This is a genomic window from Aquitalea aquatica (assembly GCF_013911085.1).
GTDB lineage: Bacteria > Pseudomonadota > Gammaproteobacteria > Burkholderiales > Chromobacteriaceae > Aquitalea > Aquitalea aquatica.
This window is the reverse complement of record NZ_JACERN010000004.1, coordinates 1-22,582: the sequence shown is the minus strand read 5'-3', so window position 1 is coordinate 22,582 and position 22,582 is coordinate 1. Positions and strand designations below refer to the sequence as shown.

29 protein-coding genes are annotated in these 22,582 nt (G+C 56.9%); 1 reads left to right on the top strand and 28 read right to left on the bottom strand.

What is annotated here, in order from left to right; all coding sequences use genetic code 11:
• Positions 1–345: 345 nt before the first annotated feature.
• From H2Z84_RS01755 to H2Z84_RS01620, 28 genes are all read right to left on the bottom strand, one after another.
• Positions 346–1,506: a tetratricopeptide repeat protein gene (locus H2Z84_RS01755; protein ID WP_181834446.1), complete on the bottom strand. Its 1,161-nt coding sequence runs from the start codon at positions 1,504–1,506 to the stop codon at positions 346–348.
• Entirely contained in the window at positions 1,503–1,883 is a 381-nt protein-coding gene (locus tag H2Z84_RS01750; RefSeq protein ID WP_181834445.1) for a hypothetical protein, read from the bottom strand. Before H2Z84_RS01750 ends, H2Z84_RS01755 begins: the two co-directional genes overlap by 4 nt.
• Before the next feature lie 28 nt (positions 1,884–1,911).
• A complete protein-coding gene (locus tag H2Z84_RS01745; RefSeq protein WP_181834444.1) occupies positions 1,912–2,499 on the bottom strand; it encodes a tetratricopeptide repeat protein in 588 nt (195 codons plus the stop codon).
• Between the two features lie 28 nt (positions 2,500–2,527).
• A complete protein-coding gene (locus tag H2Z84_RS01740) occupies positions 2,528–3,256 on the bottom strand; it encodes a flagellar basal body L-ring protein FlgH (RefSeq protein ID WP_181834443.1) in 729 nt (242 codons plus the stop codon).
• A 95-nt stretch (positions 3,257–3,351) separates the two neighbouring features.
• A complete protein-coding gene (locus H2Z84_RS01735) occupies positions 3,352–4,077 on the bottom strand; it encodes a sigma-70 family RNA polymerase sigma factor (protein ID WP_181834442.1) in 726 nt (241 codons plus the stop codon).
• Positions 4,078–4,083: 6 nt separating this feature from the next.
• A complete protein-coding gene (gene fliP, locus H2Z84_RS01730) occupies positions 4,084–4,806 on the bottom strand; it encodes a flagellar type III secretion system pore protein FliP (RefSeq protein WP_220272659.1) in 723 nt (240 codons plus the stop codon).
• Positions 4,803–5,210 carry a hypothetical protein gene (locus H2Z84_RS01725; protein WP_181834441.1) on the bottom strand — a complete coding sequence of 136 codons (408 nt, stop codon included), beginning with the start codon at positions 5,208–5,210 and terminating at the stop codon, positions 4,803–4,805. The genes fliP and H2Z84_RS01725 overlap by 4 nt, the downstream gene beginning before the upstream one ends.
• Positions 5,211–5,234: 24 nt before the next feature.
• Positions 5,235–5,552 carry a FliM/FliN family flagellar motor switch protein gene (locus H2Z84_RS01720; RefSeq protein ID WP_181834440.1) on the bottom strand — a complete coding sequence of 106 codons (318 nt, stop codon included), beginning with the start codon at positions 5,550–5,552 and terminating at the stop codon, positions 5,235–5,237.
• Between the two features lie 5 nt (positions 5,553–5,557).
• Positions 5,558–6,325: a FliM/FliN family flagellar motor switch protein gene (locus tag H2Z84_RS01715; protein WP_181834439.1), complete on the bottom strand. Its 768-nt coding sequence runs from the start codon at positions 6,323–6,325 to the stop codon at positions 5,558–5,560.
• Positions 6,322–7,521 carry a flagellar hook protein FlgE gene (locus tag H2Z84_RS01710; protein WP_181834438.1) on the bottom strand — a complete coding sequence of 400 codons (1,200 nt, stop codon included), beginning with the start codon at positions 7,519–7,521 and terminating at the stop codon, positions 6,322–6,324. Before H2Z84_RS01710 ends, H2Z84_RS01715 begins: the two co-directional genes overlap by 4 nt.
• Positions 7,518–7,934 carry a flagellar hook assembly protein FlgD gene (locus H2Z84_RS01705; RefSeq protein WP_181834437.1) on the bottom strand — a complete coding sequence of 139 codons (417 nt, stop codon included), beginning with the start codon at positions 7,932–7,934 and terminating at the stop codon, positions 7,518–7,520. Before H2Z84_RS01705 ends, H2Z84_RS01710 begins: the two co-directional genes overlap by 4 nt.
• Positions 7,935–7,936: 2 nt before the next feature.
• The gene (locus tag H2Z84_RS01700) at positions 7,937–8,599 is read right to left on the bottom strand and encodes a hypothetical protein (RefSeq protein WP_181834436.1); all 663 of its coding nucleotides are present in this window, start codon (positions 8,597–8,599) and stop codon (positions 7,937–7,939) included.
• Positions 8,596–8,853 (bottom strand): hypothetical protein, encoded by a 258-nt coding sequence (locus tag H2Z84_RS01695; protein WP_181834435.1) that lies wholly within the window; start codon positions 8,851–8,853, stop codon positions 8,596–8,598. Before H2Z84_RS01695 ends, H2Z84_RS01700 begins: the two co-directional genes overlap by 4 nt.
• 182 nt (positions 8,854–9,035) lie before the next feature.
• Positions 9,036–10,358: a FliI/YscN family ATPase gene (locus H2Z84_RS01690; RefSeq protein WP_181834434.1), complete on the bottom strand. Its 1,323-nt coding sequence runs from the start codon at positions 10,356–10,358 to the stop codon at positions 9,036–9,038.
• A complete protein-coding gene (locus H2Z84_RS01685) occupies positions 10,355–11,050 on the bottom strand; it encodes a FliH/SctL family protein (RefSeq protein ID WP_181834433.1) in 696 nt (231 codons plus the stop codon). The genes H2Z84_RS01690 and H2Z84_RS01685 overlap by 4 nt, the downstream gene beginning before the upstream one ends.
• The gene (locus H2Z84_RS01680; RefSeq protein ID WP_181834432.1) at positions 11,047–11,598 is read right to left on the bottom strand and encodes a hypothetical protein; all 552 of its coding nucleotides are present in this window, start codon (positions 11,596–11,598) and stop codon (positions 11,047–11,049) included. Before H2Z84_RS01680 ends, H2Z84_RS01685 begins: the two co-directional genes overlap by 4 nt.
• On the bottom strand, positions 11,595–12,998 hold the full coding sequence (gene fliF / locus H2Z84_RS01675) for a flagellar basal-body MS-ring/collar protein FliF (RefSeq protein WP_181834431.1): 1,404 nt from the start codon (positions 12,996–12,998) through the stop codon (positions 11,595–11,597). The genes H2Z84_RS01680 and fliF overlap by 4 nt, the downstream gene beginning before the upstream one ends.
• Before the next feature lie 35 nt (positions 12,999–13,033).
• Complete coding sequence (gene fliE / locus H2Z84_RS01670; protein WP_181834430.1) at positions 13,034–13,315, bottom strand: flagellar hook-basal body complex protein FliE; 282 nt, start codon at positions 13,313–13,315, stop codon at positions 13,034–13,036.
• Positions 13,312–13,755, bottom strand: coding sequence for a flagellar basal body rod protein FlgC (flgC, locus tag H2Z84_RS01665; RefSeq protein ID WP_181834429.1), 444 nt, complete (start codon positions 13,753–13,755; stop codon positions 13,312–13,314). The genes fliE and flgC overlap by 4 nt, the downstream gene beginning before the upstream one ends.
• Positions 13,756–14,097: a flagellar basal body rod protein FlgB gene (locus H2Z84_RS01660; protein ID WP_181834428.1), complete on the bottom strand. Its 342-nt coding sequence runs from the start codon at positions 14,095–14,097 to the stop codon at positions 13,756–13,758.
• A gap of 13 nt (positions 14,098–14,110) precedes the next feature.
• Entirely contained in the window at positions 14,111–15,235 is a 1,125-nt protein-coding gene (locus H2Z84_RS01655) for a flagellar basal body P-ring protein FlgI (RefSeq protein ID WP_181834427.1), read from the bottom strand.
• 31 nt (positions 15,236–15,266) lie between these two features.
• The gene (flgA, locus tag H2Z84_RS01650; protein ID WP_181834426.1) at positions 15,267–16,031 is read right to left on the bottom strand and encodes a flagellar basal body P-ring formation chaperone FlgA; all 765 of its coding nucleotides are present in this window, start codon (positions 16,029–16,031) and stop codon (positions 15,267–15,269) included.
• Between the two features lie 155 nt (positions 16,032–16,186).
• On the bottom strand, positions 16,187–16,966 hold the full coding sequence (flgG, locus tag H2Z84_RS01645) for a flagellar basal-body rod protein FlgG (RefSeq protein ID WP_181834425.1): 780 nt from the start codon (positions 16,964–16,966) through the stop codon (positions 16,187–16,189).
• 24 nt (positions 16,967–16,990) lie between these two features.
• Positions 16,991–17,671: a flagellar hook-basal body protein gene (locus tag H2Z84_RS01640; protein ID WP_181834424.1), complete on the bottom strand. Its 681-nt coding sequence runs from the start codon at positions 17,669–17,671 to the stop codon at positions 16,991–16,993.
• 12 nt (positions 17,672–17,683) lie between these two features.
• The gene (locus H2Z84_RS01635) at positions 17,684–19,678 is read right to left on the bottom strand and encodes a flagellar biosynthesis protein FlhA (protein ID WP_258869256.1); all 1,995 of its coding nucleotides are present in this window, start codon (positions 19,676–19,678) and stop codon (positions 17,684–17,686) included.
• A 94-nt stretch (positions 19,679–19,772) separates the two neighbouring features.
• Positions 19,773–20,828, bottom strand: a complete 1,056-nt coding sequence (locus H2Z84_RS01630; protein ID WP_181834422.1) for an EscU/YscU/HrcU family type III secretion system export apparatus switch protein — start codon at positions 20,826–20,828, stop codon at positions 19,773–19,775.
• Between the two features lie 3 nt (positions 20,829–20,831).
• The gene (locus H2Z84_RS01625) at positions 20,832–21,593 is read right to left on the bottom strand and encodes a flagellar biosynthetic protein FliR (RefSeq protein ID WP_181834421.1); all 762 of its coding nucleotides are present in this window, start codon (positions 21,591–21,593) and stop codon (positions 20,832–20,834) included.
• Between the two features lie 9 nt (positions 21,594–21,602).
• Entirely contained in the window at positions 21,603–21,869 is a 267-nt protein-coding gene (locus H2Z84_RS01620; RefSeq protein WP_181834420.1) for a flagellar biosynthetic protein FliQ, read from the bottom strand.
• A gap of 586 nt (positions 21,870–22,455) precedes the next feature.
• On the opposite strand from H2Z84_RS01620, the gene H2Z84_RS01615 reads away from it, so the two are divergent.
• Positions 22,456–22,582, top strand: a 127-nt coding sequence (locus H2Z84_RS01615; RefSeq protein WP_181834419.1) for a transposase, incomplete at its 3' end; no start/stop codon positions are given.

The window sequence follows — 22,582 nt, the reverse complement described above, 5'->3', positions numbered from 1 at the left end:
GCATTGACGTAGACGCGCTCGCCGCCGCGCCCGAATTCGGCCTGGCCCAGTTGCCCCTGCCCCCCTAGTGCCGACAGCGACCCACCCAGCAGACCCAGACCTGAATTCGATACCACTGCAACCATGACATCCTCCAGAAATATTTAAATCGACATAACAGTCTTATCTCTGGATTTCCTAAACAGTTTAGCCACCATCAAAAAATTAAAAATTCCGCCCCATAAAAAATTCTAATGAGCAAATCATTAGCCCAACAAAAACCTTCATCAGGAATAGAAAACATTACATCAATAAAAAACCGCCACATGCATTACATGAGGCGGCTACGATTCCTGCAAAACAACCTCAACCTGCAGGCGTATCTTTTCCAAATGGTGACAGCGCCACCGTCCGGGCAACGGCCTGTTGTAAACTGGTTCCATCCGGTAAAACAGAGCTTTCCATCAATTTTCCATAGATTGCTTGCGCCTGTATCGGGTGTCCTCCCGCTTGAAATATAAGACTTTCCGCATACAACCCTGGGAAGCTGCTTGGATTCAAACCCAAAGCGCGCTTCACAGACTTCTGAGCCTCTCCCATCTTGCCTTCCATAATCGCAACAATAGCTAGGCCACCATGCGTGTCAGCAAAATTCCGATCCAGCCTTAAAGCTTCTAACAGCGCCTCTTTGGCTGCAGATGGTTGCTGTTGCAAAATCCGGCACCATGCGAGCACATGCCAGCTCCCCACATGCCCTGGCATATACTGCAAGGCTTCGCTAACTCTGAGCTCCGCCTTCTTCAAATCACCCTGCAACATCGACACCAGACCCTGCCCCATCAAAGCTCGGCTGGAATTCGGCCTGCTAGTGCATGCTTGGTCCAACATGGGGATAGCCACGTCTAGATCTTGTTTGCTGATAGACAACATACCCATCACAGTCGCCGCATCTGGGTCCTTTGGCACAACATCGAGTACTTGGCGCGCAACAATCTCCGCAGCCGCAAAATTTTCCTGATCCAGATACAACGTTGCCAGTAGGCCATACATCGGCAACCACTCTGGATGCTCGCTCAAGGCTTGCTCGCACGCCGCAACGGCCTCGTTTACCTTCCCCTGAAAATGCAGCGCGCGCGCGAACAAAGGCCCGGCCTGCGGTAAAATATCCCGCTGCGACGCAGCCTTTGCTGCATAAATTTCAGCTTCGGCATAACGTCCCTGCAACAGTAACGCATATGCCAAGTTGTAGAACAGTGCAGGCTCCTCCCATCCCTCTCTTCGTAAATCATCAAAGGCCGCAATGGCATCATCCAAGTGGTTTTGCCTCATCAGGCAAATCCCGGCGAGAGAGCGCCCCCCGAAGTGTCCAGGATCCTCCGCAAGCAAGCGGCTCAAAACCTCTTCGCATGCTTGCGCCTGCCCGAACTGTAAATAGAGATCCGCAAGTTCAAACAATAAGTGGATATTAGCCGGGTCGGCCTCCAGATAAGCATGTAGCTGGCGAAGCCGCTGAGTTAGTTCGGTCATGATGATTTTTTATGAGCTTGTTGCAATTGCTGCCGCAGATAGGCGGCGAGCGTTTCGAATCTGGGATGTTGCCGTATGGCTTCCACCACATCTGCCACCAAACCGCCAAAAGCTGGATCCGATGCGGCACCTACACCCAGTTCCTGAGCGAGCAATGCGCGCACATGCACCTCTAGCGCACGTTGCTCAGCATCGGGCCAAGCTGAATCGATAGATCGCAACTGGCCAACGATTTGCTTGTGCAGAGCAACTGCGGCAGCGGGCGCTCTATTTTCACCATCTGGAGCTTTGTACCCTACCGTCGATTTACGGCTACCGGTTGCTGGCTTCCCGCCCAGCAGCCTCTGCAAAATACCAGCCTTGTCTATCGGCTCCATCTATTTCCCCTCGGGTATGCAGACGGAATCAATGCAGCTGCTCATCTCCGGATGCCACGTATCCACGCAGGAATAGACTGCTTGTAGAGCCAGAAGACTCCTTGTCCTGGCTGACCAACTGGGCCGCCTTCGCTTCATGGGAATCGATCTGTTGAATGATGTGTTCCATATCGATATTAAGCGCCACGACGTCCTGATTCGCCACAATGCCCTCAGTCAACAGCGCACGACACTCGGCGAACTCATTCCGGATCAGGTGCTCCAGCCCCAGTCGGAACAACTGCAACGCCGCGTCCTTTGGCAGAATGTCCAACCCCAACCACACTCGCCTAGCGTCCTCCGGCATCCCCTGAGTCAAATAGAGTAAGCCCAATTGAAACACTGCCATGACTAAAGTGGGTTGCAAGGCCACCGCCTGTCCCATTGAAACCACCGCGCGGTCTGGCATGCCGATTTGCGCGTATTCGGCTCCGAGAAGATAATGCAAACGGGCGTCCTGACCATCGTTCACAACACCTTGTTTCAGCAGAACAACCGCTTCGGCATGCCGCTGACTTTCTATGGCGTTTACTGCCAATCGAAACAACTCTTCCTGATCCAGCATTGCGTAATTCATTACGATTCCAGTTCAACAAATTATCACGTTAAAACGGCAGCACGCTCATGAAAAAACGAGTCAGCCAGCCCGGAGTGGTGAACAGACGCTGATTTCCGGTAGCCTGCTGCTCCAGACGCACATCGGTCAGTTTGGTCGACGACACTAGGCTACCCGGCTGGATATCACGGGGATTCACTGTTCCCGACAGACGAATCTGCTCATTATCGTCATTGATCTGCACCTGTTTTTCGCCACTTACCCTGAGATAACCATTCGCCAGCACATCCACCACAGTTACGGAGATTGAACTGGTAAAACTGCTATTGTTACTGCGGCTACCGCGGCCATCCACCGTCTCACCACCAGAAGCACCTAGTTTACCAGACAAGGATTTCTTGCCTGATGACCAGCCGAACATGTGATTAACGAACGGTGTGTCCAAATCTGCGCTCAGGCCGTTTTCGATATCCGTACGGCGGCTTCCCTTGGATTCTGCCGAGAGGCTGGAACTGGCTCTCTCCTGAATCACTACAGTCAGGCTATCGCCAATGCGAGAAGGAATGTCATCACGAAAAAATGAACGATACTGCCCTGGTTGGTACAGGCTACCAGGAGTTGGCTGCAACCTGAGCACTGACTGGGGGGATGCAGTCGTCGGTCCAGACACCAGCGGCTTGGGTTGCACACTGCCACACGCGGCCAATGCCAACGCCAGTAACGGCACTATCCTGGCACAACAAGACATAATCAGTCTTTCTATTTCATAAGGAAGCATGCGGCGATATCGCCAGCTCCTACTCGTTTCAAAATCGTCGTCATTCTCACAGTCTTATCCCGCTTTTGGCAGGAAAGTTTAGCCGTTTGTGGAAACTATCCTTCTCCAGTCTTGCCACCTGCCAAATAGCCACGCAAAGCCGCCAGTCCCTCCTTGTGCAACTGGGAAACCCTGCCCTTGCTCACGGCCAGAAGACCGGCTATCTCAACAAATGGGACACCCTGCAGATAATGCAAGCGGAGCACTTTTTGCTGTGCTACGGATAAGGATTGCAGATGAATCAGCAAACTACGCTTCAACTGTTTGAGCTCTAAGGACTGGTAAGCAAGATCCTGCCCCTCGGGTTCAACCTCCGCCTGGAACAGGCCACTATCCTCAAGCATAAATCCGATAGCAAAGCCAATAGACAATGATTTCAGCATCTCAAACGGGTCAGAAGCATCATCATCGACCTCAAGATTCTGCGCCCGCTCACGCAAGATTTTCTTGCGAGCTGACATCTGACTGGCCACTTCCGAGGTACTGGCCAGATTATCTAATATCTCTCCCCGGATTCGGTATTCCGCATAGGTCTTGAACATGACACCGCTATCGGAACGATACCGTTCTACCGCCTCCAGCAAGCCTATCACCCCCCACTGAAACAGGTCGTGGAATTCAAAACTATCACCTATCCGTTTCGCAAAGATCTGGGCTGCCAAAATGCGTACCAAGGGAAGGTGACTCTCAATCAATGTCTCGCGCTGAGACGAGCCATCAGTCTCCTCGGGACCTGGCTCCCAAACGGTGCCTACGGCCTGTATTGGCTCAATGACAGGCATCTCCGGTCACATGCTGTCTGACAGAACTGCCCGGGTGACCAGGGTCCAACCATCGATCAATACAAACATCAAAACCTTAATTGGCAAGGCGATGGACACCGGTGGTACCATCATCATTCCCATCGCCATCAGCACGCTGGAAACAATAATGTCCACCAACAGGAAAGGCAGAAAAATTACGAAGCCAATCTGAAAAGCCAGTCGTAACTCACTCAGCAGGAAGGCCGGGACCACATGCACTACGCTAATTGACTCTGCGTCCTCGGGTATATCCTTGCCTGCGAGACTGAGTACAAAGTTCATGTCCTGCTCACGAGTTCGGCCTACCATGTATTCTTTCATGATGGCCCCTCCATGCTTGAGGGCTACCGATGCGGGCATATTTTGCTCGTAAAGCGGCGTAACAACTTTCTGGTCCAGTTGCTCGAAGGTTGAGCCCATCGATAACAGAGTCAGAAAAGCCGCAAGCATGATCAGTACGACATTTGGCGGAGTTTCCTGCATGCCGATGGCGTGACGCAGCATCGACAAAACGATGATGATTCGGGTAAAGGAGGTCATCACCACCAGCATGCCGGGCAACAACGCGACCAATGTCAACGCCAGGATGATATTGACCGCCTGGCCCATGCCTGCTCCATTCAAAGCGACGTCCACCATCTGCCCCTTGGCATCGGCAACCACCGGCCAGCAGGCAGCCAGCCACATCAGTTTTTGCAATCTATTCATGACTTCGAATCGTCCCGGATGACAGTGATACCACGCTCACTTTCAGCCAACATGATTTCCCGCCCTCCATGCTCAATCACATACAACGATGACTTCGCCGACAGCCTACGCTTGGCAAGCAAGTGGATACCTTCCCCGCCCGCTACTCGTAGCCCTTTCGTATAACGCTGCCGCCACCAGTATGCAGCCGCGCCAATCAGGGTAAGGCCACCCAGAATTTCATAAGGACCTAGCAAGGCTGCGGTGCCGACAGCTGGCTCCTTGCGAAACCGCAAAGGTGCATGGATGGGCTCGGAAACTGAAGCACCACACACCGGAGCGGATGAGCCTTGCGGGCAAGGAGCACTGGCAACATCGCCACTCAATACCGACAAACCAAGCACCAAGGCATACAGCAGTTGCATTGGATATCTCATTTCATTTGCCATTCAAGCGGAAAGCTGCGCGACCTGCTCGATGCGAACGCCGAAACAGTCTCCAGCCACAACCAGACTGCCTCGTGCCACAACCTGCTTACCCAACAGAATCTCCACCGTATCACCGGGTGCTTTATCCAGAGTCAGCACTGCTCCCTCCTTCAAGGCATCCAGCTCCGCGATGCTCAAGCGGCAGGACCCTATTCGGGTTTCCAACTGCACCTGTACTTCTTTCAACAACTCCATCCGACCTTGCAACAAGCCTACCGCACCGGCCTCGATTTTCCCGTCCAGTTGTGGGGGGCTGAAGATTTCCACTTCCTTGCTCATGCTCTTCACCTCTTGTTAATTATTTTGTCGTCTCGAAAGACCTTGACCGATGGTTTCCCCTGATACAACCCATATTGCACACGCCCAAGCAGGCCACCGCTTTGAAGGCACAGATCGAACGCCACCCCCACTTTCTGATCTAGCCGAATCACATCACCGGGCTGTAAAGACCCCAAATCTTCTATAGAGAACTGCGCGGGAGACGCCCTTACTTCCAAGTCGATTTGGCCATCTATCGGCAGCGAACTCAGTGATACCGGCCCAAGTACTACAGGCAATGCCTGTCTGGGCAACAAGCGAGCCACCTGCTCCTCGGTCAACAGAACGCTCAAAATCTGATCGCCGTAACACAGAGCCACCCGCAACGCACCAGTCGCAAAGAATAACGGATCGAGTTGCCCCCCCTCCTTCAGGCCCGCGAAGACAGGAGCAGCCACCTTACCGACGACTGCCGCGGCCAGCGCATCCTGCGCCGCTCCCGTAACCGACACAGCCAGGCCAGATGATTCGATAGCAGCACGACTCCTGTCCGAATCAAAACAAACATAACCGAAGAAGCCCGGCTGACCTGACATGGCTGGCCAATCCACACCTGCCGTCAGCCATTTTGCGGCGGAAACATCCGCTAGCGAGACCGGACTGACAGATACCTGGACCTCTCTATCCACTAGGCCCCACTCGAGCAGCCAGGTCTCGTAACGCTCACCGACAACCGCTTCAACAATGTTCAGCTCTTTCTGCGTATAAAGTCGAAACGGCAGCACACCGCTCATCGGGAACCTTTCATCTGCAGTGCCTGTTGCATCATCTCATTCGCCGCAGAAATGAGCTGCGAGGCTGCCTGATAGCCACGCTGAGTAATCATCATGTCGCTGAACTCAGACGATAGCTCGACATTGGAAAGCTCCAACTTGCCTCCAGCGACCTTGCCGAACACACCACTACCGGCCACACCGTATTCCGGGCTTTGGCCGGCTAGGACACGGTAATATCCTGAGCCAGCTCGCTCCAGTTGATGATCAGGCTGGGAGAACCAGGCCAGCACCAGACGCCCCGCAACTGCGGTCTGTCCGTTGGAATAACTGATCTGGCCCTTGCCCTCGCTGTCGAAGGTCAGCTTGGTCAGCGCACCGGCTCCATAACCATCCTGACTGGCAACCCGGATAGTCGAAGATGTACCACCGGACAGACTCGTCGTATCGGAAATGGAACCCGGCTGGCCGAAAAACAGTTTCAGGTCTGACTCACCACCGCTGGAGCTTTTCAGCTTCATTGACAGCTGGTTATATGCAAAGGAAGGAGAGCCATCAGGATCGAAACGAATCTCGCCGCTGCCCACCGTGCTCTGTGCCACGGTATCCTGTACTTCTACTTTCCAGCTTCGCGGCGTGGCTGAAGTATTGCTTGTGAAGCTGACCTTCAACTGGCGTTGGGTGCCATCCTTGTCGTAAACACTGGTTTCAACACTGCTACTGGTCGCTCCTGTGGATAGGTTGTCGGCAAACTTGATCGTAGTCGTAGGTTTGGCCATCTGACTACGAAGCGTCCCAACGACAAAGTCGGACAGGCCGTTGGCAGGGTCGAACATCTGAATACGTGACTTATCCTGACGGCTGACTAGAACACCGTCGGCATTCAGCTCAAATTGCCCGACACGACTGTAGTTGATCTGCTCACCGTTCTTGGAAACGAAAAAACCAGCACCATCCACCGCCACGTCTAGAGGATTGGTCGAAGACTGAAGCTCGCCCGCGGAAAAATCTGTCGAGGAAACCCCGATTTTCACGCCCTGGCCATGCTGTCCACCTTGCCCTCCCTGCGCATCGTACTGATACATCATGTCGGTGAACTGCAGTGAGGTCCGCTTAAAGCCCGGGGTGTTCAGGTTGGCCACATTGTTGCCAATGTTGGACAACCCCTTCTGAAAGGTGCGCAAGCCGCTCAGGCCGACGAACATGGTGTCTATCATGTCGCATTCCCCCTCACCAAAGCCACCTGGGTCAACGCGACATCCGTCATCAGTTCACCGCTGGCTGCCTTCACTGTCAGCATCGGCTGGCCACTGGAAAAGGAAATGGTAGTTACCTGCCCTGCAACATTGCCATTGGCCGTCAGCACTTCCACTGTCTTGCCGATCAGGCCGATAGACTGGTTCGCAGCCTGCTGCGCCAGCAGGGTATCCAGCTTCTCGTTGGACATACGCGTCTGCTCCAGCGACGAGAACTGCGCCATCTGAGCCATGAACTGCTGGTTGTCGATCGGTTTCAGCGGATCTTGGAAGGTCAACTGCGTGGAAAGTATTCGCAGGAAATCCTGCTGGGTAATGCCCCGCGTCTGCGCGATATTGTCGCTGCCGGAAATACCCAAACCTGTTGTCGCCATATTCACCTCTGTTTCAAAACGTTCAAGCCGGCAGCACCGCCGAACACCACCGCTCCGTTAACGGCCAGCATCGCCAAACGTCCGCCCTTCTCCCTGACGTAACGCTCCAACCGCTGGCCCAGCTCCTTCGCCTCTCCCACATCCATCCGCGCGTCCCGCACCCACACTCTGAGCTGACCCAGATCGACGAATACCGTGATCTTGCAGGGCTTGAGCCAAGAACGGAGCATGGTTTCAGCACCGTGCACCAGCGAGATCTGCTCGGCAGAGTCTGCATCCTCCGTCCGCGCAGCCAGCTCAAGCGGCGCGCCAGGAAAACCATGAGACGGGGTCGCCGCGCTTAGCGCCACAGCCGGCTGCCAACAGAAAGCCAGCGCCTGCCCAGCCAAAGACCCTTGGTCGGCACCTACGACTTGCGCCCGCGACTCGTCAGGAGACGGAGTAAAATCCACATTATCTTTCCCCGCCGCTGTCGCGCTGCCGTGCTCCGGAGTTGGATGGAAAAGCGCCTCACCGCCAAGCGCGATCGCGCGGCACACACTGTGGTTTGCCAACTCATCGTCCAGTTGCCTCTGCCACTGCCGTCCAGACCGTTCATCCAATGAGTCCTGCTTCGAACCCGGTGCCGTGCCGCGCCGTTCCATCTCTAACCATCCGACATTCATACGAAATATCCCCCCATGCGGCGCTGCAGCCACGCATCGTCCTGCTCACGGTATTCGCCGCGCTGGACCTCGGCCATCCACGACGCGCGCTGCCTTTCTTCATGTTTCTCAAACTGGCGCAAGCGGGCTTGAGCCTCCAGCAAAGCAGCCATCGCCTGCTCTCTCAATTGTTCCGAAGCCTCGACGATGTGCGCCAGTTGCTGGCAACGCAGGCGCAGCTCCCGGATGAAACTCAGCGCGGACAGATACAGCATCTGGTTCCCAACCAGGGCCGGCAACGTTCGCTCACAACTAACAACCTCAAACTCTGCGTTGCGCATGGCGACTCGGTCGGACGCCAATCTGTACTCGGCCTCTTGCAGGGCCTGTCTAAACGGCTGCAGCGACGATTCCTGAAACCGCCTCAAGGCCTCAAGCCGATACCGAAACTTCCGCATCAGCGTCCTCCCAGCACCGTCACAAGCTGCTCCAAGGCCACTGTTCGCTCGCTGCGCTCATGGGTGCCTTGCCGTAAAAAGCTCTCCAGACTCGGCTTGCGCTCCAGCGCGTCATCCAGATCTGGATTACCGCCCGGCTTGTATACACCCAACTCCAGCAAATCCTTGCTACTCGATAGCAAGCCCATGGTTTTCCGGCACCTGCGCATCAGCGCCAGCTCCTCCTCGGTCGCTAACACGGAGGCTAGGCGGCTGACGCTGCCCAGCACATCGATCGCAGGGAAGTGGCCGACATTGGCCAGATCGCGGGACAGCACGATGTGGCCGTCCACAATGCCCCGCACGCTGTCCGCCACAGGATCATGAATGTCATCGCCCTCCACAAGCACAGTGAACAGCCCGGTGATGGAGCCGCCGTCCTTGCGGGTACCGCAGCGCTCCAGCATGCCGGCCAGCTCGGAGAACACCGACGGGGTGTAGCCGCGCGAGGTAGCCGGCTCGCCGGTCGCCAGGCCGATCTCGCGTCGCGCCATCGCGTAGCGGGTCAGCGAATCCACTATCAGCAACACGGCTTTGCCTTGGTCGCGGAAATGCTCGGCGATGGTGACCGAGCTCAGCACCGCCGCTTCTCTCACCAGCGCCTGCTCATCCGCCGTCGCCACCACCACTACCGAACGGGCCAGGCCAGCTTCGCCGAGGTTTTCTTCGAGGAACTCCAACACTTCCCGTCCACGCTCGCCGATCAAACCCACCACCACGATGTCAGCGACACAGTTGCGCACCAGCATGCCCAGCAAAGTACTCTTGCCTACGCCACTGCCTGCCATGATGGAAAGTCGCTGGCCATAGCCTATCGTCAGCATGGCGTCTATGGCCCTGACACCGGTTTCCATCGCCTGATCAATGCGGCTGCGCTTCAGCGCCGGAATCGGCGCGCTACGCACCGGCCGCCAAGCCTCCCCTGACACTCTTCCCTTATCGTCAAGCGGCCGGCAGAACGCGTCCACCACCCTCCCAAGCAAACCGTCGCCCACCGGGATGGAAAATGCCCGCTCCGCCGATACCACCCGGCTGCCGAGCAGCAGTCCGTCCACCGAGCCATAAGGCATCAGCAGCAGGCGGTCGTCATCCAGGCCGGCCACTTCGGCCAACACATGGGGACGCCCGCCGGACATCTCGATATGACACAAATCGCCCAGACCGACCCCGGCAGGCCCTCTGGACTCTACTAACAAGCCCACCTTGCGACTGACATAGCCAACCTTCTCCACCAAGTCCGCAGACCTGACCGCGTCAAGCAGCCGCTCGAGCTTAAGCGTCATACCTGGCTGGCCTCGCGCAAAGTCCGATGCAAGCGTGTCAGCTGTGTAGACCAGCGAGCATCAATATCACCATGGACGGTTTCGACTATGCAGCCCCCTCGCACTAAAGAGTCGTCGGCTACCACGCGGATTTGCCAGCCGGCATCGCTGGCCACCTCTCCGTCTGCATCAATCAAAGCCGCGTCTGCCGGATGCAGGCGAACGCACACCGGCTCCCGGCCAACCACCTCATTCAATGCCCGTTTCACACCAGCACGGACCAGTTCCGCCGATTGTGGGATGTCGCCGACCACGCGGATCAATGCCTCGAATACCACCGGGGCCACCATGTCTTCCATTTCTCCCAACATCTGGGCACGGCCTTCTGCCATCGAGGCCAACAAGGCTTTAGCCTGCCGAGCCGCCTGGCCCAGCTGATCGCGGATGCCCGCTTCCGCCTTCGCCATGCCAGCTCGGTAACCCTCTTCACTGGCCTTGGCCCGCATCGCGTCGCACTCGGCCTTGGCCTTGGCGCACATCGCCTCTATCTCGGCCATCGCCTTGGCTCGCATCGCTCGGATTTCCGCCTCGGTATCTACCGGGCGAGCCGTTTCGGGTTGTTGCGCCATCCGCGGCGCAGCCGCCTGAGAACCACCGCTGGATTGTGCCTCCGGCCGGGAACGGATCAGGGGGCTGCGGATAATATCGCTCATGCCAATGCCTTCTTCAGCCAGGCCCGCAGGCTGGGCCAAGCGGGACGATCTCCACCCACGTCGATGGGCACATCAGGCTCTACGTTGGATACAAGCGCGCTCGACGCAGCCAAACCGACCAACAGCGCCGCACGTAGTGCCGGCGCTTCGCCCTCCGGATTGCTGGCCCAGCTGCGGCGAAATTCTGCTGCGCGGCCACTCCACGTCTCGCTGCTTTCCATGAAGGCGAGCACGCGGCCGCGCAGTTCTGTGCCCAAGGCATGGCCAATGGCGGTCTGCAACCAGGCCGGCTCCGCCGCGATCGCCGCCGTCAACGCTCCGATGCGGCCCGCAAGCTGCTGCTCGCCCGTTTGCAACACCATGTCTGCATGCTGACTTATGGCCTCAGCCTGCTCCGCCAGCGACCGCTCGCCCAGCTGTGACAATGCCAGGTCTAGCCGGCCGCGCTCGTCTTCAGATAGCCGGGACTCCAGCCAACTGCGGTCATCAGCACTCAGCGCGGAAACCGCCAGCGCCGCGCGCAGGCTATTCTGCTCCGCCACCATCACTTGCCACCCTCCGGCTGCTCCACCAGCCAGCTCCGCACTTGACGCAGCAAGCGATCGCGCTCCGCTTCGTCTAGCGTCTTCCTGGCCGTACGGCGGCGCAGCGACCAACCCACCGCTGCGCCCAGAACCAGTAACACCGCTACAGCCGCCCACCAGACAGCCGGACCTGCGTCCAGCGAGGTGTTCCCGACCTCTGGCTCAGCTGGCTTCTTAGTCTCCCCCTGCGGCGCGGCCACTGCCTGCACATTGTCCATCACCGAGAAAGCGATGCCATCGCCGCGGCCGCTTTCTAGGCCAATGGCCATAGCGATCACTTCGCGCAAGCGCTCCACCGCGCTGTCGGACAAGCTGGCATTGGTGATGATACCAACGCTGATGCGCTTGACCGCGCCGCTGGCCATGCTGGTTTGCTTCAGTTCACGGCCAACTTGGTATTCGGAATCGAGCGACTTATTGCCGCCCGCGCCACCCATTGGTGGAATCGCCTGGGATGCATGGCCGGCATCCACACCGTCCCCTTGCCATTGCTCGCGCCTGCGCACCAGCACGCCCTTGTCACCGCTATTGCCCACCACCGACTCTCGCGTCAGCTTCTGAGAAGACAGATCCAGTGCCACATCCACGCTGACCGCAGCCTGATTCGGCCCCAAGGCGGTATCCAGAATCCGCATCACCTTGTCGGCCAAGTAGACCTCGGTTTCCTTTTTGAGCTGCAAACCTGCGTCTCCGCCGGTCACACCATCCTCGCCGGCTTCGCGCGCGGACAGCGCCACACCGCGCTGGTCCAGCACGGTGACAGCGGCAGCATCCATTTCTGGCACCGAGGCGGCCACTAGGCGCTGCACCCCGGCTACCTGCTCCTGCTGCAGACTCTTGCCGCCCTTGAGCGTGACCCAAACTGAGGCCTTGGCCTTGGCACCGCGCTTGCGAAGCATGCCGCCCTCGGGCAACACCAAGTGGACGCGGGCGTTCTGGACCTCGTCGAAACCCATGATGGTGCGCGCCAACTCGCCCTGCAGCGCGCGCTGAAAGTTAATCTTCTGAGCGAACTCGGTCACGCCGAATTCGGCATTGTTGAACAGCTCGAAGCCGACCGAACCCTTCAGGTCCAAGCCACTGCTCAGCAGTTTCATCCGCGTCTTGTACAACGCGTCCTTTGCAACCTGAATGGTCTTACCCTCGTCGGACAGGACATAAGGCGTCTTCTGTTTTTCCAACGCAGCTACAATATTGGCCGCATCGCGAGCGTCCAGGTCGGAGAACAAAACCTGGTAATCCGCCTTGCTCATCCACCAATACGCGCCAACCGGTATGACTACAACTGCGACTATCCCCACCAACAGAAATGCACGGCCTGCTACTGAAGAGCGCTGCCAGAGCGCCTTGATAAAATCCACCATCGTCTGCCTATCCAATCAAAATTTTCACCTAGATGTCACACCTGTATCCGCATAACTTCCTGGTAGGCTTCGAGAACCTTGTTTCGCACCTGCATGAATAGTTCAAACTGCATACGGGTTTCTTCCATCTTCAACATCACCTGATGCAGGCTGCCCGCCTGCCCGGTCGCGACATCGTTGAGCAAGGTCCCTAGCGAGTTTTCCGACTTTTCCAACTGGGTTAGCACATTTTCGAAACCGCTGGCTGGCCCCGGCTTGATCACCCCAGCGGAAGACAGCGAATCGGCAAATGCGCTGCCGGCAATGGCCTCTATCATTGCTTACCTCCTATATCCAATGCTTTCTGCATCATTGAGCGGGCGGCGTTGAACGCCGTCACATTCGCCTCGTACGAGCGCACAGCCATCGTCATCGCGAACATTTCCTCCAGCGTATTCACTCCAGCGTACTGCACATAGCCCTGCGCGTCGGCTAGCGGACTGGATGGATCCAGCACCTTGCGTGCCGGAGCATCAGACTCCACAACAACGGCACGCACGCCACCCAGTGGCGTCTGGTCGGACTCAGCACGCGACAACGCCTGTCCGAAGCCAACGCCGACTTGCTGCACCATCACTCGAAGCGGCTTGGCTAGGGGCATGCCCGGGGCGCTCGTCACGTTAGCGTTAGCAATATTCCGGGCAGCAACTTCTGCCCGGAGCTGCTCCACTTCCATACCGCTTTGGCTGATGGCCAATGATTGCCAGATTCCGCCCACTTAGCGTCTCCCATCCGACACCGCCAGCTGCATGATGGCCAATTGTTTATTGATGCCCTTGATCAGGGTCTGGTAACGTAGCGCGGTATCTGCTAACTGCGAAACTTGGCGACTAAGCTCTGCCGCCGCCCCTGACGGACTACCCATCAAAGCAATCCGCGTATCAGGCAAGATACGGGGGGCCGCGCCTTCCATTCCCTGCAATGTGGATTCGAACTCCACCCGCAACGGGGTATAACCCGGTGTATTGAGATTGGCGATGTTCTGAGCAATCACCTGCTGGCGCAGTGTCAGGCCATCCAGCGCCTGCGTCACAACATTGCTTACCGAACCGATTTGCATATTCCGTCCTGATTTATTGAATGACCAGTTCCGCATGCAGCGCGCCAGCGGAACGCACCGCCTGCAACACTGCGATTACATCGCGCGGCGTGGCGCGGATTCGGTTCAACGCTGCGACCAGATCCGCAATAGTCGAACTGCTCTTCAGGCTGATGCCCGAAAGCAGCGATTCCTGAGCAGTGATCCTCGTCTGCGGTACCACGGCCGTTCTCACTTCACGACTTCCACTTAGCGCCAGCGGTGGCTGCGATACCAGATAGTCAGTTTCGACAGATATCTTTAAATCCCCATGTACCACGGTTACCGCAGATAACATCACGTTGCCGCCGGCCACAACTGTCCCGGTGCGCTCGTTCACGACCACCCTGGCACGCTCATCCGGCGTCACCTCGATGGCCTCAATCTGGCTGAGTAAGTCAGTCACGCTGGCGGAGGACTCGCCGCTAAGCCGAATACCGACCTTACCTGCACCGAGGGGGCTGGCGACGTTGCGGCCCAGCCTGTGATTGATCGCCTTCGCGACACGCTCGGCAGTGGTGAAGTCCGGGGAAGACAATAGAAATTCCGCCATATTGTTGCGGACGAAACTGGTGGCCACAGCTTGCTCAACGATGCCGCCCGCCGGAATCTGACCGACGGTAGGATGGTTCTTCTGCACCATATTGCCGTTGCTATCGTAACGGTAGCCACCCACAGACAAGGCGCCCTGAGCCAGCACATACACTTGACCATCGCTGCCTTTCAGCGGCGTCTGTAGCAGGCTGCCGCCTAGTAGACTGCGGGCGTCGCCGACCGAAGTCACCGTGACGTCCACCCGAGCGCCCGGCTCCAGCAAAGGCAGCATGTTCGCCGTCACCATCACCGCAGCCACGTTGCGGCTGTTGAGCTGATCCGGACCGAGGTTGACCTCGAACTGCTTCAGCATGTTGGCCAGCGACTGCTGGGTCATCTGGCTGCGCGGACTATCGCCGCTGCCAGCTAAGCCCGTCACCAAGCCGTAGCCTATCAGCTGGTTATCGCGCCAGCCGCCGAAACGCCCCAGATCCTTGATGCGCTCGCCAGCCTGGGCCACTGAGACGGACAGCACCAGCAACGCACCACCCTGCAAGATCCGGCCCCACCACGTGTTCTTGTTCATTTCTACTCCGGCCCTATCACACAGCCTATTTTCACAACACATCCACCATGTCGGCCCCGGCTACCCGAGCTTTGAAAACTGCCTGCTCCTTGGGACGTCTGGCGTACACCACCTCGCCCATCGCGGCATTTTCCATCGCCACCGCTTCAAGCTCCAGCCGGACCGCGCCGCTGCTCAAGCGGGCCACGACTCTCCCGCCCTTGCGCACCAGCGGCGCGGGAGCCACATCCGTCTCCCGCAACACGCTGCCTGCGGCCAGCGCCCGCGCGGCGATCTTTTTCTCGAAACCGGACAACACACGTCCATCAGCGGCATCGGCAATAGTTTGCTCCACATTGCCCACGCCCAGCGCCTCGCCCTTGGTGATATCCCGCCGCGCCCGCACAACGGTTCGCTCGCACGAAACCTCGAACCAGACCGGCCAACTGCCATAGAGCTGCCGCCCCTCGAACACATCCAGCCACACAGCCATTCGCCGTGCCAATCCCGGTTGCGGGGACAGGCGGGCGACGATGCTGGCACCCTGCCGCGGCAGCATCGCCGAATTCGGTAAGGCCTCTAGACGCAACACAGTTTTGGCGCAGAAGCCGCCCAACCGCGCCCTAAGCGCTGCTTCGCCCTCCTGAGCCAGCCGCTCCGCCCCCAGCACACCTGCTTTTCGCGTCACACTCACCCGCTCGGGAGCCTGCAGCAACCAGCGCTGGGCACCTGTGCCCAAGACCATCTGCCAGACCGCCTGCAAATGCGCTCCGAGGATGTACCGCGTTTCGCCTGCCCGCAAATCATCGATCAACACTTTAGCTGCGGCTGGAGAGCGCCAGTCCTCGGCGTCAGGTCCGCTTACCAATTGCGCTAGGCTAACTGACCGCCCCTCCACCTCGATCGAAGAGGGAACGAGCAGCGTCTCCGCCGCGACGGCCCCCGCCCATGCGGCCAGCAGCAGCGCGCGTATCAATTGCGGCGCAGATTATTAGTGATGGACTGCATTTCATCCGCAGCCTGGATAATGCGGGAACTCGCCTCAAAGGCACGTTGGGCCAGCATCATGTTGACCAGTTCGTCCGCCATCTTCACGTTGGAGCCTTCCAGATATTTCTGAGCCAGCTTACCGCGACCATCTTCCGCAGCCCGCCCCATCTGCACTGCTCCGGATTGCTCGGTAGGCAGGTACAGACCTTCGCCCACGGGCTTCAATCCAGCTGGATTCGCAAACATGGCCAATTCGATCTTGCCAAGCTCCAAGGTTTGTCCATCCGCAGTCACCACAGAAACTAGGCCGTCTTCACCGACTTTGAGCGAACGGGCATCCTTCGGCAGAGTGATGGCGGGGTCCAGCGCCTGACCGCTGCGCAACTGCAACAAGCCATCCTCGCTGACGCGCAACGAACCCAGCCGGCTATAGGCCAGCGAGCCATCAGGATTGCTGACGGCAACAAAGCCATCGCCATTGATCGCTACGTCGAAATCCGACTCTGACGGGCGCAGGTCGCCTTGGCTGAATACCTTTTCCACCGCACTCAGTCGGGTGCCCAGACCCTGCCTGACGACACCGGGTGCTTCGCCTTGGGCCGCCACCTGCTGCACCGTCTCGCGATACATCAGGTCATCGAACACCGCCTGCGAACGCTTGTATGCTGGCGTGTTCATGTTGGCCAAGTTGTTGGCCACTGCCTCCAGGCTTCCTTGCTGGGCCGCCATGCCGGTCGCCCCCACGTACAGTGCGTCAATCACGATTTCATCCTTACTTCAATGCCTTCAAAATTCGCCCAGGGTCTTCAATGCCTTATCCCAGACGGCGTCCATGCCCTGCACCGCTTTCTGCACCGACTCGAAATGCCGCGTCGCCTCCATCATCTCCACCATTTCCCGGGTGGAGTTGACGTTGGACATTTCCAGAAACCCTTGCCGCAACCGCCCGGCACCGCCCAGATCCTTGGGATCGGCCATCGCGCCGCTTACGCGGTACAAGCCATTGCCCGCCGCCTCCAGTAACGCATCTTTGGCTGGATAAACCAACTTGATGCGGGCGACACTCTGCTCGCCCTGGAACACTTGGCCGCGGTCATCCACCCGGAACGCGCCGGGCTTCAGAAAGATCTCCCCTTGCTCGCCTTCAAGCGGCAAGCCAGACTGCGTCAGCACCAGCCGTCCACGGCTATCCAGCCGCAGGGCACCACCACGGCTGACATAGTTTTTGCCGTTTTCCGAAGTAGAAAAGTAGCCGGTGCCTTCTATCGCCAGGTCCATATCCGAACCGGTTCGGCTCAGCGCACCTTGCCGTGTGTCGGCCAGCGGACCGGACTGCAAATCCCCGCCCAGCGTGAACTGGCGCTTGAAGCCGGCGGTATTACTGTTGGCCATGTTGTGCGCCACAGCGTTCACCCGGTTGACATCGGCCTGCATCGATGCCGCCAACACTCTCATCAATTCGCTCATCTCGCCATCCCGTCAAAACGTTACTGCGGAAAAGGATTTCAGCCCTACGCCAGGCGGCACCTCACTCAGCGCCAGCACATGCAGATGAGGAATCATTCGTTCTGTCAGCTTGCGCAGATTGGCGCGCACCTCCGGCGCGCACAGCACCACCGGCATGCGGTTGGCACCCGCCATTTTCTCCGATTCGGTTAGCACCTTCTTCAACAACTGCTCGGCGAAGCGTGGGTCCAGCACCAATGACGACACACCGCCTTCTGTGCGGCGCAAGCCGTCGTACAGCGTTTGTTCGATCCCGCCATCCAGTGTGATCACATGCAGCGCGCCATCGCCATCCACCAGTGGCGCACAAATCACATTACCCAGCCGCTGGCGCACCCGTGCGGTCAGCTCATCCACGTCCTTGCCGACCCGTCCCGCATCCACCAGCACTTCCAAAATGGTATCCAGCCGACGGATGGAGACTTTCTCCTGCAACAGTGCCTGTAGCACCTTCTGAATGTCGCTCAGCGTCATCACGTTCGGCACCAACTCGTCCACTAGGCTTTCCTGGCTTTGCCGTAGGTGCTGGACCAACCGCTCCACCTCGTCGCGGGTCAGCAGCGCGGCCGACTGACGTTTGACGATTTCCGAGAAATGGGTCATGAACACGGTCGCGGTGTCCACTACCGTGTAGCCTGATTCGCGCGCCCGGCTGCGCTGAACATCCTGAATCCATATCGCCGGCAAGTTGTAGGCGGGATCAGTTGTGGCCTTGCCTTCCAACTTGGCACGCTCTCCACCCGGATGAATGGCCAGCCAGCACCCCGGTTCAAGGTGCCCCTCGCCCACCTTGCCACCTTGCAGATGAATCTGGTAGGCGCCGTCGTGCAGCGCCTTGCTTTCCCTTACCTTCACCTTGGGCAACACCAAGCCTGAATCCAGCATGTACTGCTTGCGGAACAGGGAAATCCTCTCCAGCAGGATGCTGCCGCCCTGCCCCATCAACGGTGCCAGCTCTGGCGACAGCTCGATAGACAGCAGATCCACCTTCAATTCGTCGTATAGAGACACATCGCCAGCCGCATCGCCCTCCTTCTCGGCGGACGCGTCCTCGCCATCGTTTTCCGGCTTGCGGATTTTGCGCAGCAGCACGCCGCCGGCTAGGAACATCGCCGCGAGCAGCAGTGCGGGCAAGGCCGGCAGTCCAGGCAGGAACGCAATGAGGAAAAATGCACAGGCCAGCATTAACAGAATATTGGGATAAGCAGCGAACTGACCGAGCACTTCGCTGCTCAGTCTGTCATCTGATGCAGAGCGGGTGATGATGATACCGGTGCCCACCGAGATCACCAGCGCCGGAACCTGGGTAACGATGCCATCGCCAATGGTCAACAGTGTGTAGGTCTGCAACGCCTCCAGCCAGGGCAGGCCGTGCTGTGCCACACCTACCGCGAAACCGCCTATTACATTGATAAGCATGATGATGATGCCGGCAACGGCATCACCCTTTACGAATTTGCTGGCACCGTCCATCGCTCCGTAGAAGCCAGCTTCCTTTTCTAATCCCTTGCGGCGGCGCTGCGCCTCAGCCTGATCAATAAACCCCATGTTCAGATCAGCGTCTATGCTCATCTGCTGTCCCGGCATACTATCCAGCGTGAAACGTGCAGCTACTTCAGCTACACGCTGTGCGCCGCTGGTCACCACTACGTACTGCACCACCACCAGGATCAAGAACACAATTACGCCGATAACGTAGTTGCCACCTACCACATAAGAGCCGATGGCACCAATCACACGACCAGCCTCGCCATCAGATAGGATCAGGCGGGTAGCCGACACGTTTAGCGACAAGCGCAACAGTGTTGCAATCAACAATACAGAAGGAAAGGTGGAGAAATCCACCGGCTTGCGCACGTAAAACGTGAGCAGAAGCACAAACAACGCCAAGCTGAAATTGCCCAACAGCAGTGCATCCAGCACTCTTGGCGAAACCGGTGTGAAAAGGACAAACAAAATGCAGACCATCAGCAAGATGATCGAAACATTTGCCCCCTCCTTGAACAACTTGATCAAACTACTCATCTAACCGCCCTTGCAAGACCAATCTCAATTGAGCGGCTCAGCTTTTCTTCACTCGAAATCCCCAGACAAGCGCCTTTGCCACTGGACCGAAATAATCGTCAGGAATCCACTCGTCCACATCCACATCACGAAACAGCCCACGCGCCAGAGGCTTGTTTACCAAGATTGGCACGCCATGCCGCCTAGCTGTTTCTTTCATTTTCAACGCCATCTCACCTGCACCTTTCGCCAGCAGCATAGGCGCAGCCATCTCGCCCCGCTTGTACTGGATAGCCAGCGCCAAATGGCGCGGATTCACCACAAGCACATCTGCCTCTTTCACCCGAGACGCAGAACGCGTCTTTTGCAGAAATTGCAGCCGAATTTCCTTCAACTTCGACTTAATCCGCGGATCTCCCTCGCGGCGTTTGTACTCTTCTCTTACTTCACGCTTAGACATCTTCAGCTTCTTGTTCAGCGTCCGCCTCACAAACAGCCAGTCTGCCGCAGCCACCACCAACATGGCCAACGCCATGTAGCGCAATACTTGCAGAAGGGCAGCTCCGATGGCATTTGCCACCCGTCCTGCCCCTGCTCCTGCCAACAGCATCCAGTCGGGAAGCATGCTGCGGATAATTCCGTATAAAACTAGCGAGAACGCTAGAAATTTGACGCAAGACTTGGCCGCCTCAAACAGCGAACGCAGCGTTAACAAACGTTTGAAACCTTCAAGCGGATTCAGCTTCTGCCAGTCTGGCTTCAATGGTTCGGTGGAAAACACCAAGCCAACCTGAGCCGCTCCGGTCACTGCCGCAGTCAGTAGTAGTAGAAGCCAGAGTGGCATCAACGTTCGGAACAGTTCTATGCCCAGATCCTGCATCCAGGCAACCAATGCAACCTGAGAAAACGACCATTCACCGGCATGGGACAGTAGTGCCGAGAAAATGCCCAAGCAATGTTGGGCTATCCGCGCCCCCATGGTCATCAGCACCAACAGCAGCGTAAGCGCCGACATCGCACCCAACACATCCTGACTGCGAGCCACCGACCCTTTCTTGCGCGCCTCTTCACGCTTATGTGGTGTCGCCTCTTCTGATCGGTTCTGTTCCTCCACCGTCTAGCCTCCAAAAGCCACCAGGTAATCCAGTATCGAGGCCAACCAGCGCTCAAAAAAACTGCCCAGTCGCGGTAGCATGACAACCAACAAAGCCAAACCCACGCTCACCTTCACCGGCATTGCCATCACGAAAGCGTTGAACTGAGGCATTGAGCGGGACATCAGCGCCACACCCACATCGATGGCGAATAGCGAGATCAACAATGGCGCAGCCAAAGACAGCGCCAGCAAAAACACCACACCAAACTGCCCCACCGCCCGCTCTGCCAGCATCAGACTGACCGGTTGCCCCACTGGCAGGCTTTCCAACAGAAAGCCCATCACCTGCAGCAACATGTGATGACCGCTTACCGCGTATACATAGGCCACAGCCAACACCTCAAACGACAGTCCTATCGTCGAGCTAGACTGCTTAGTCATAGGATTGATTACACTGGATAAGCCAAAGCCGATCTGGGTATCCAGCAAACGCCCGGCGAACGCCAGCGCACCAAATGCAGACTGCACACCAAAGCCAAGCAGTGCACCGATAAACAATTCTGTCAGCGCCTGCCCGGCCAACACCCATCCGTTCGTGGGCACCATCAACTGAATCTCAAGGCCATAAGCCATCAGCGCCGCCAAACTCAAACCCAGCAAACCACGCACCACGCCAGGTACGTTGGCAGTAGCTATCACTGGCGTCAGCATCAGCACCGGTGCCAATCTCACTGATAATAAAAAAACCGCATACAGCCAACCGATATCCAACGGAAATCTCATTGAATGGCTTCAAAACAATGACGGAATGCTACCGATCACGCTGGACGCATAATTGACCAGCGACTTCAACATCCAAGGACCAAATAGCAAAAAAGCTACAAACACAGCTAGCAGCTTGGGGATAAAGGCCAGTGATGCATCCTGAATTTGCGTGACGACCTGAATAACACTAACCAAGATTCCGATAGCCAGACTGAAAAATAAAATAGGACCAGAAATAGCCAACGCCATCCAAGCCATTTGAGACATCAGTTGCAATGACAAGTCACTGGTCATTAAATATGTCCTACTCGTGATTGACTTTAGAATTGCCTAAATTTACCTACAATTGCCAAAGTAGCCTTTACCTATTAAAACAATTCCAATACTGCAGCAGGAATAACCAAGGGCCAGTTGCTCTACCACAAAGTATCTACATATGACTTTTGCTCAGCCTAGCGATACCAGCAAGATAGAAACAGAATTCGTAGTCAGTAGTGTTTCCACGCGTATAAACCAGTTTCAAAAAGATAGCTACTGAAACGAGTATTGATCCTAAAAAAATGGTTAATCAAATATTATTATCGAGCCTGCATTGTAAAGAAATGTAAACAACCATTCCACCCATCACGTCCCCCTAACCATGCGAATGTGCTTACACTCACTTAACCCTTTAAATTTCCGTCATTCCTAATCATAAAAAACAATGACATACAAATCATTTTACGTAAAAACACTTATCGAGAGAAAAATGTCGCGTTAAAGAGACATCACACAGTGCTTGATGATGAAGTCAAGCAAAATCGAAGGTCCCCACGACGTCCCCCCGGTATTGAGTAGCACGTGACTTTAGAGTCCAATCAACCCCACATGGAGATTGGATATGAAGAAACGTTTCACCGAAGAACAGATCATCGGCTTCCTGCGCGAGGCAGAAGCCGGCATGCCTGTTGCACAGTTGTGCCGCAAATACGCCTTCTCGGAAGCCAGCTATTACCTCTGGCGCAACA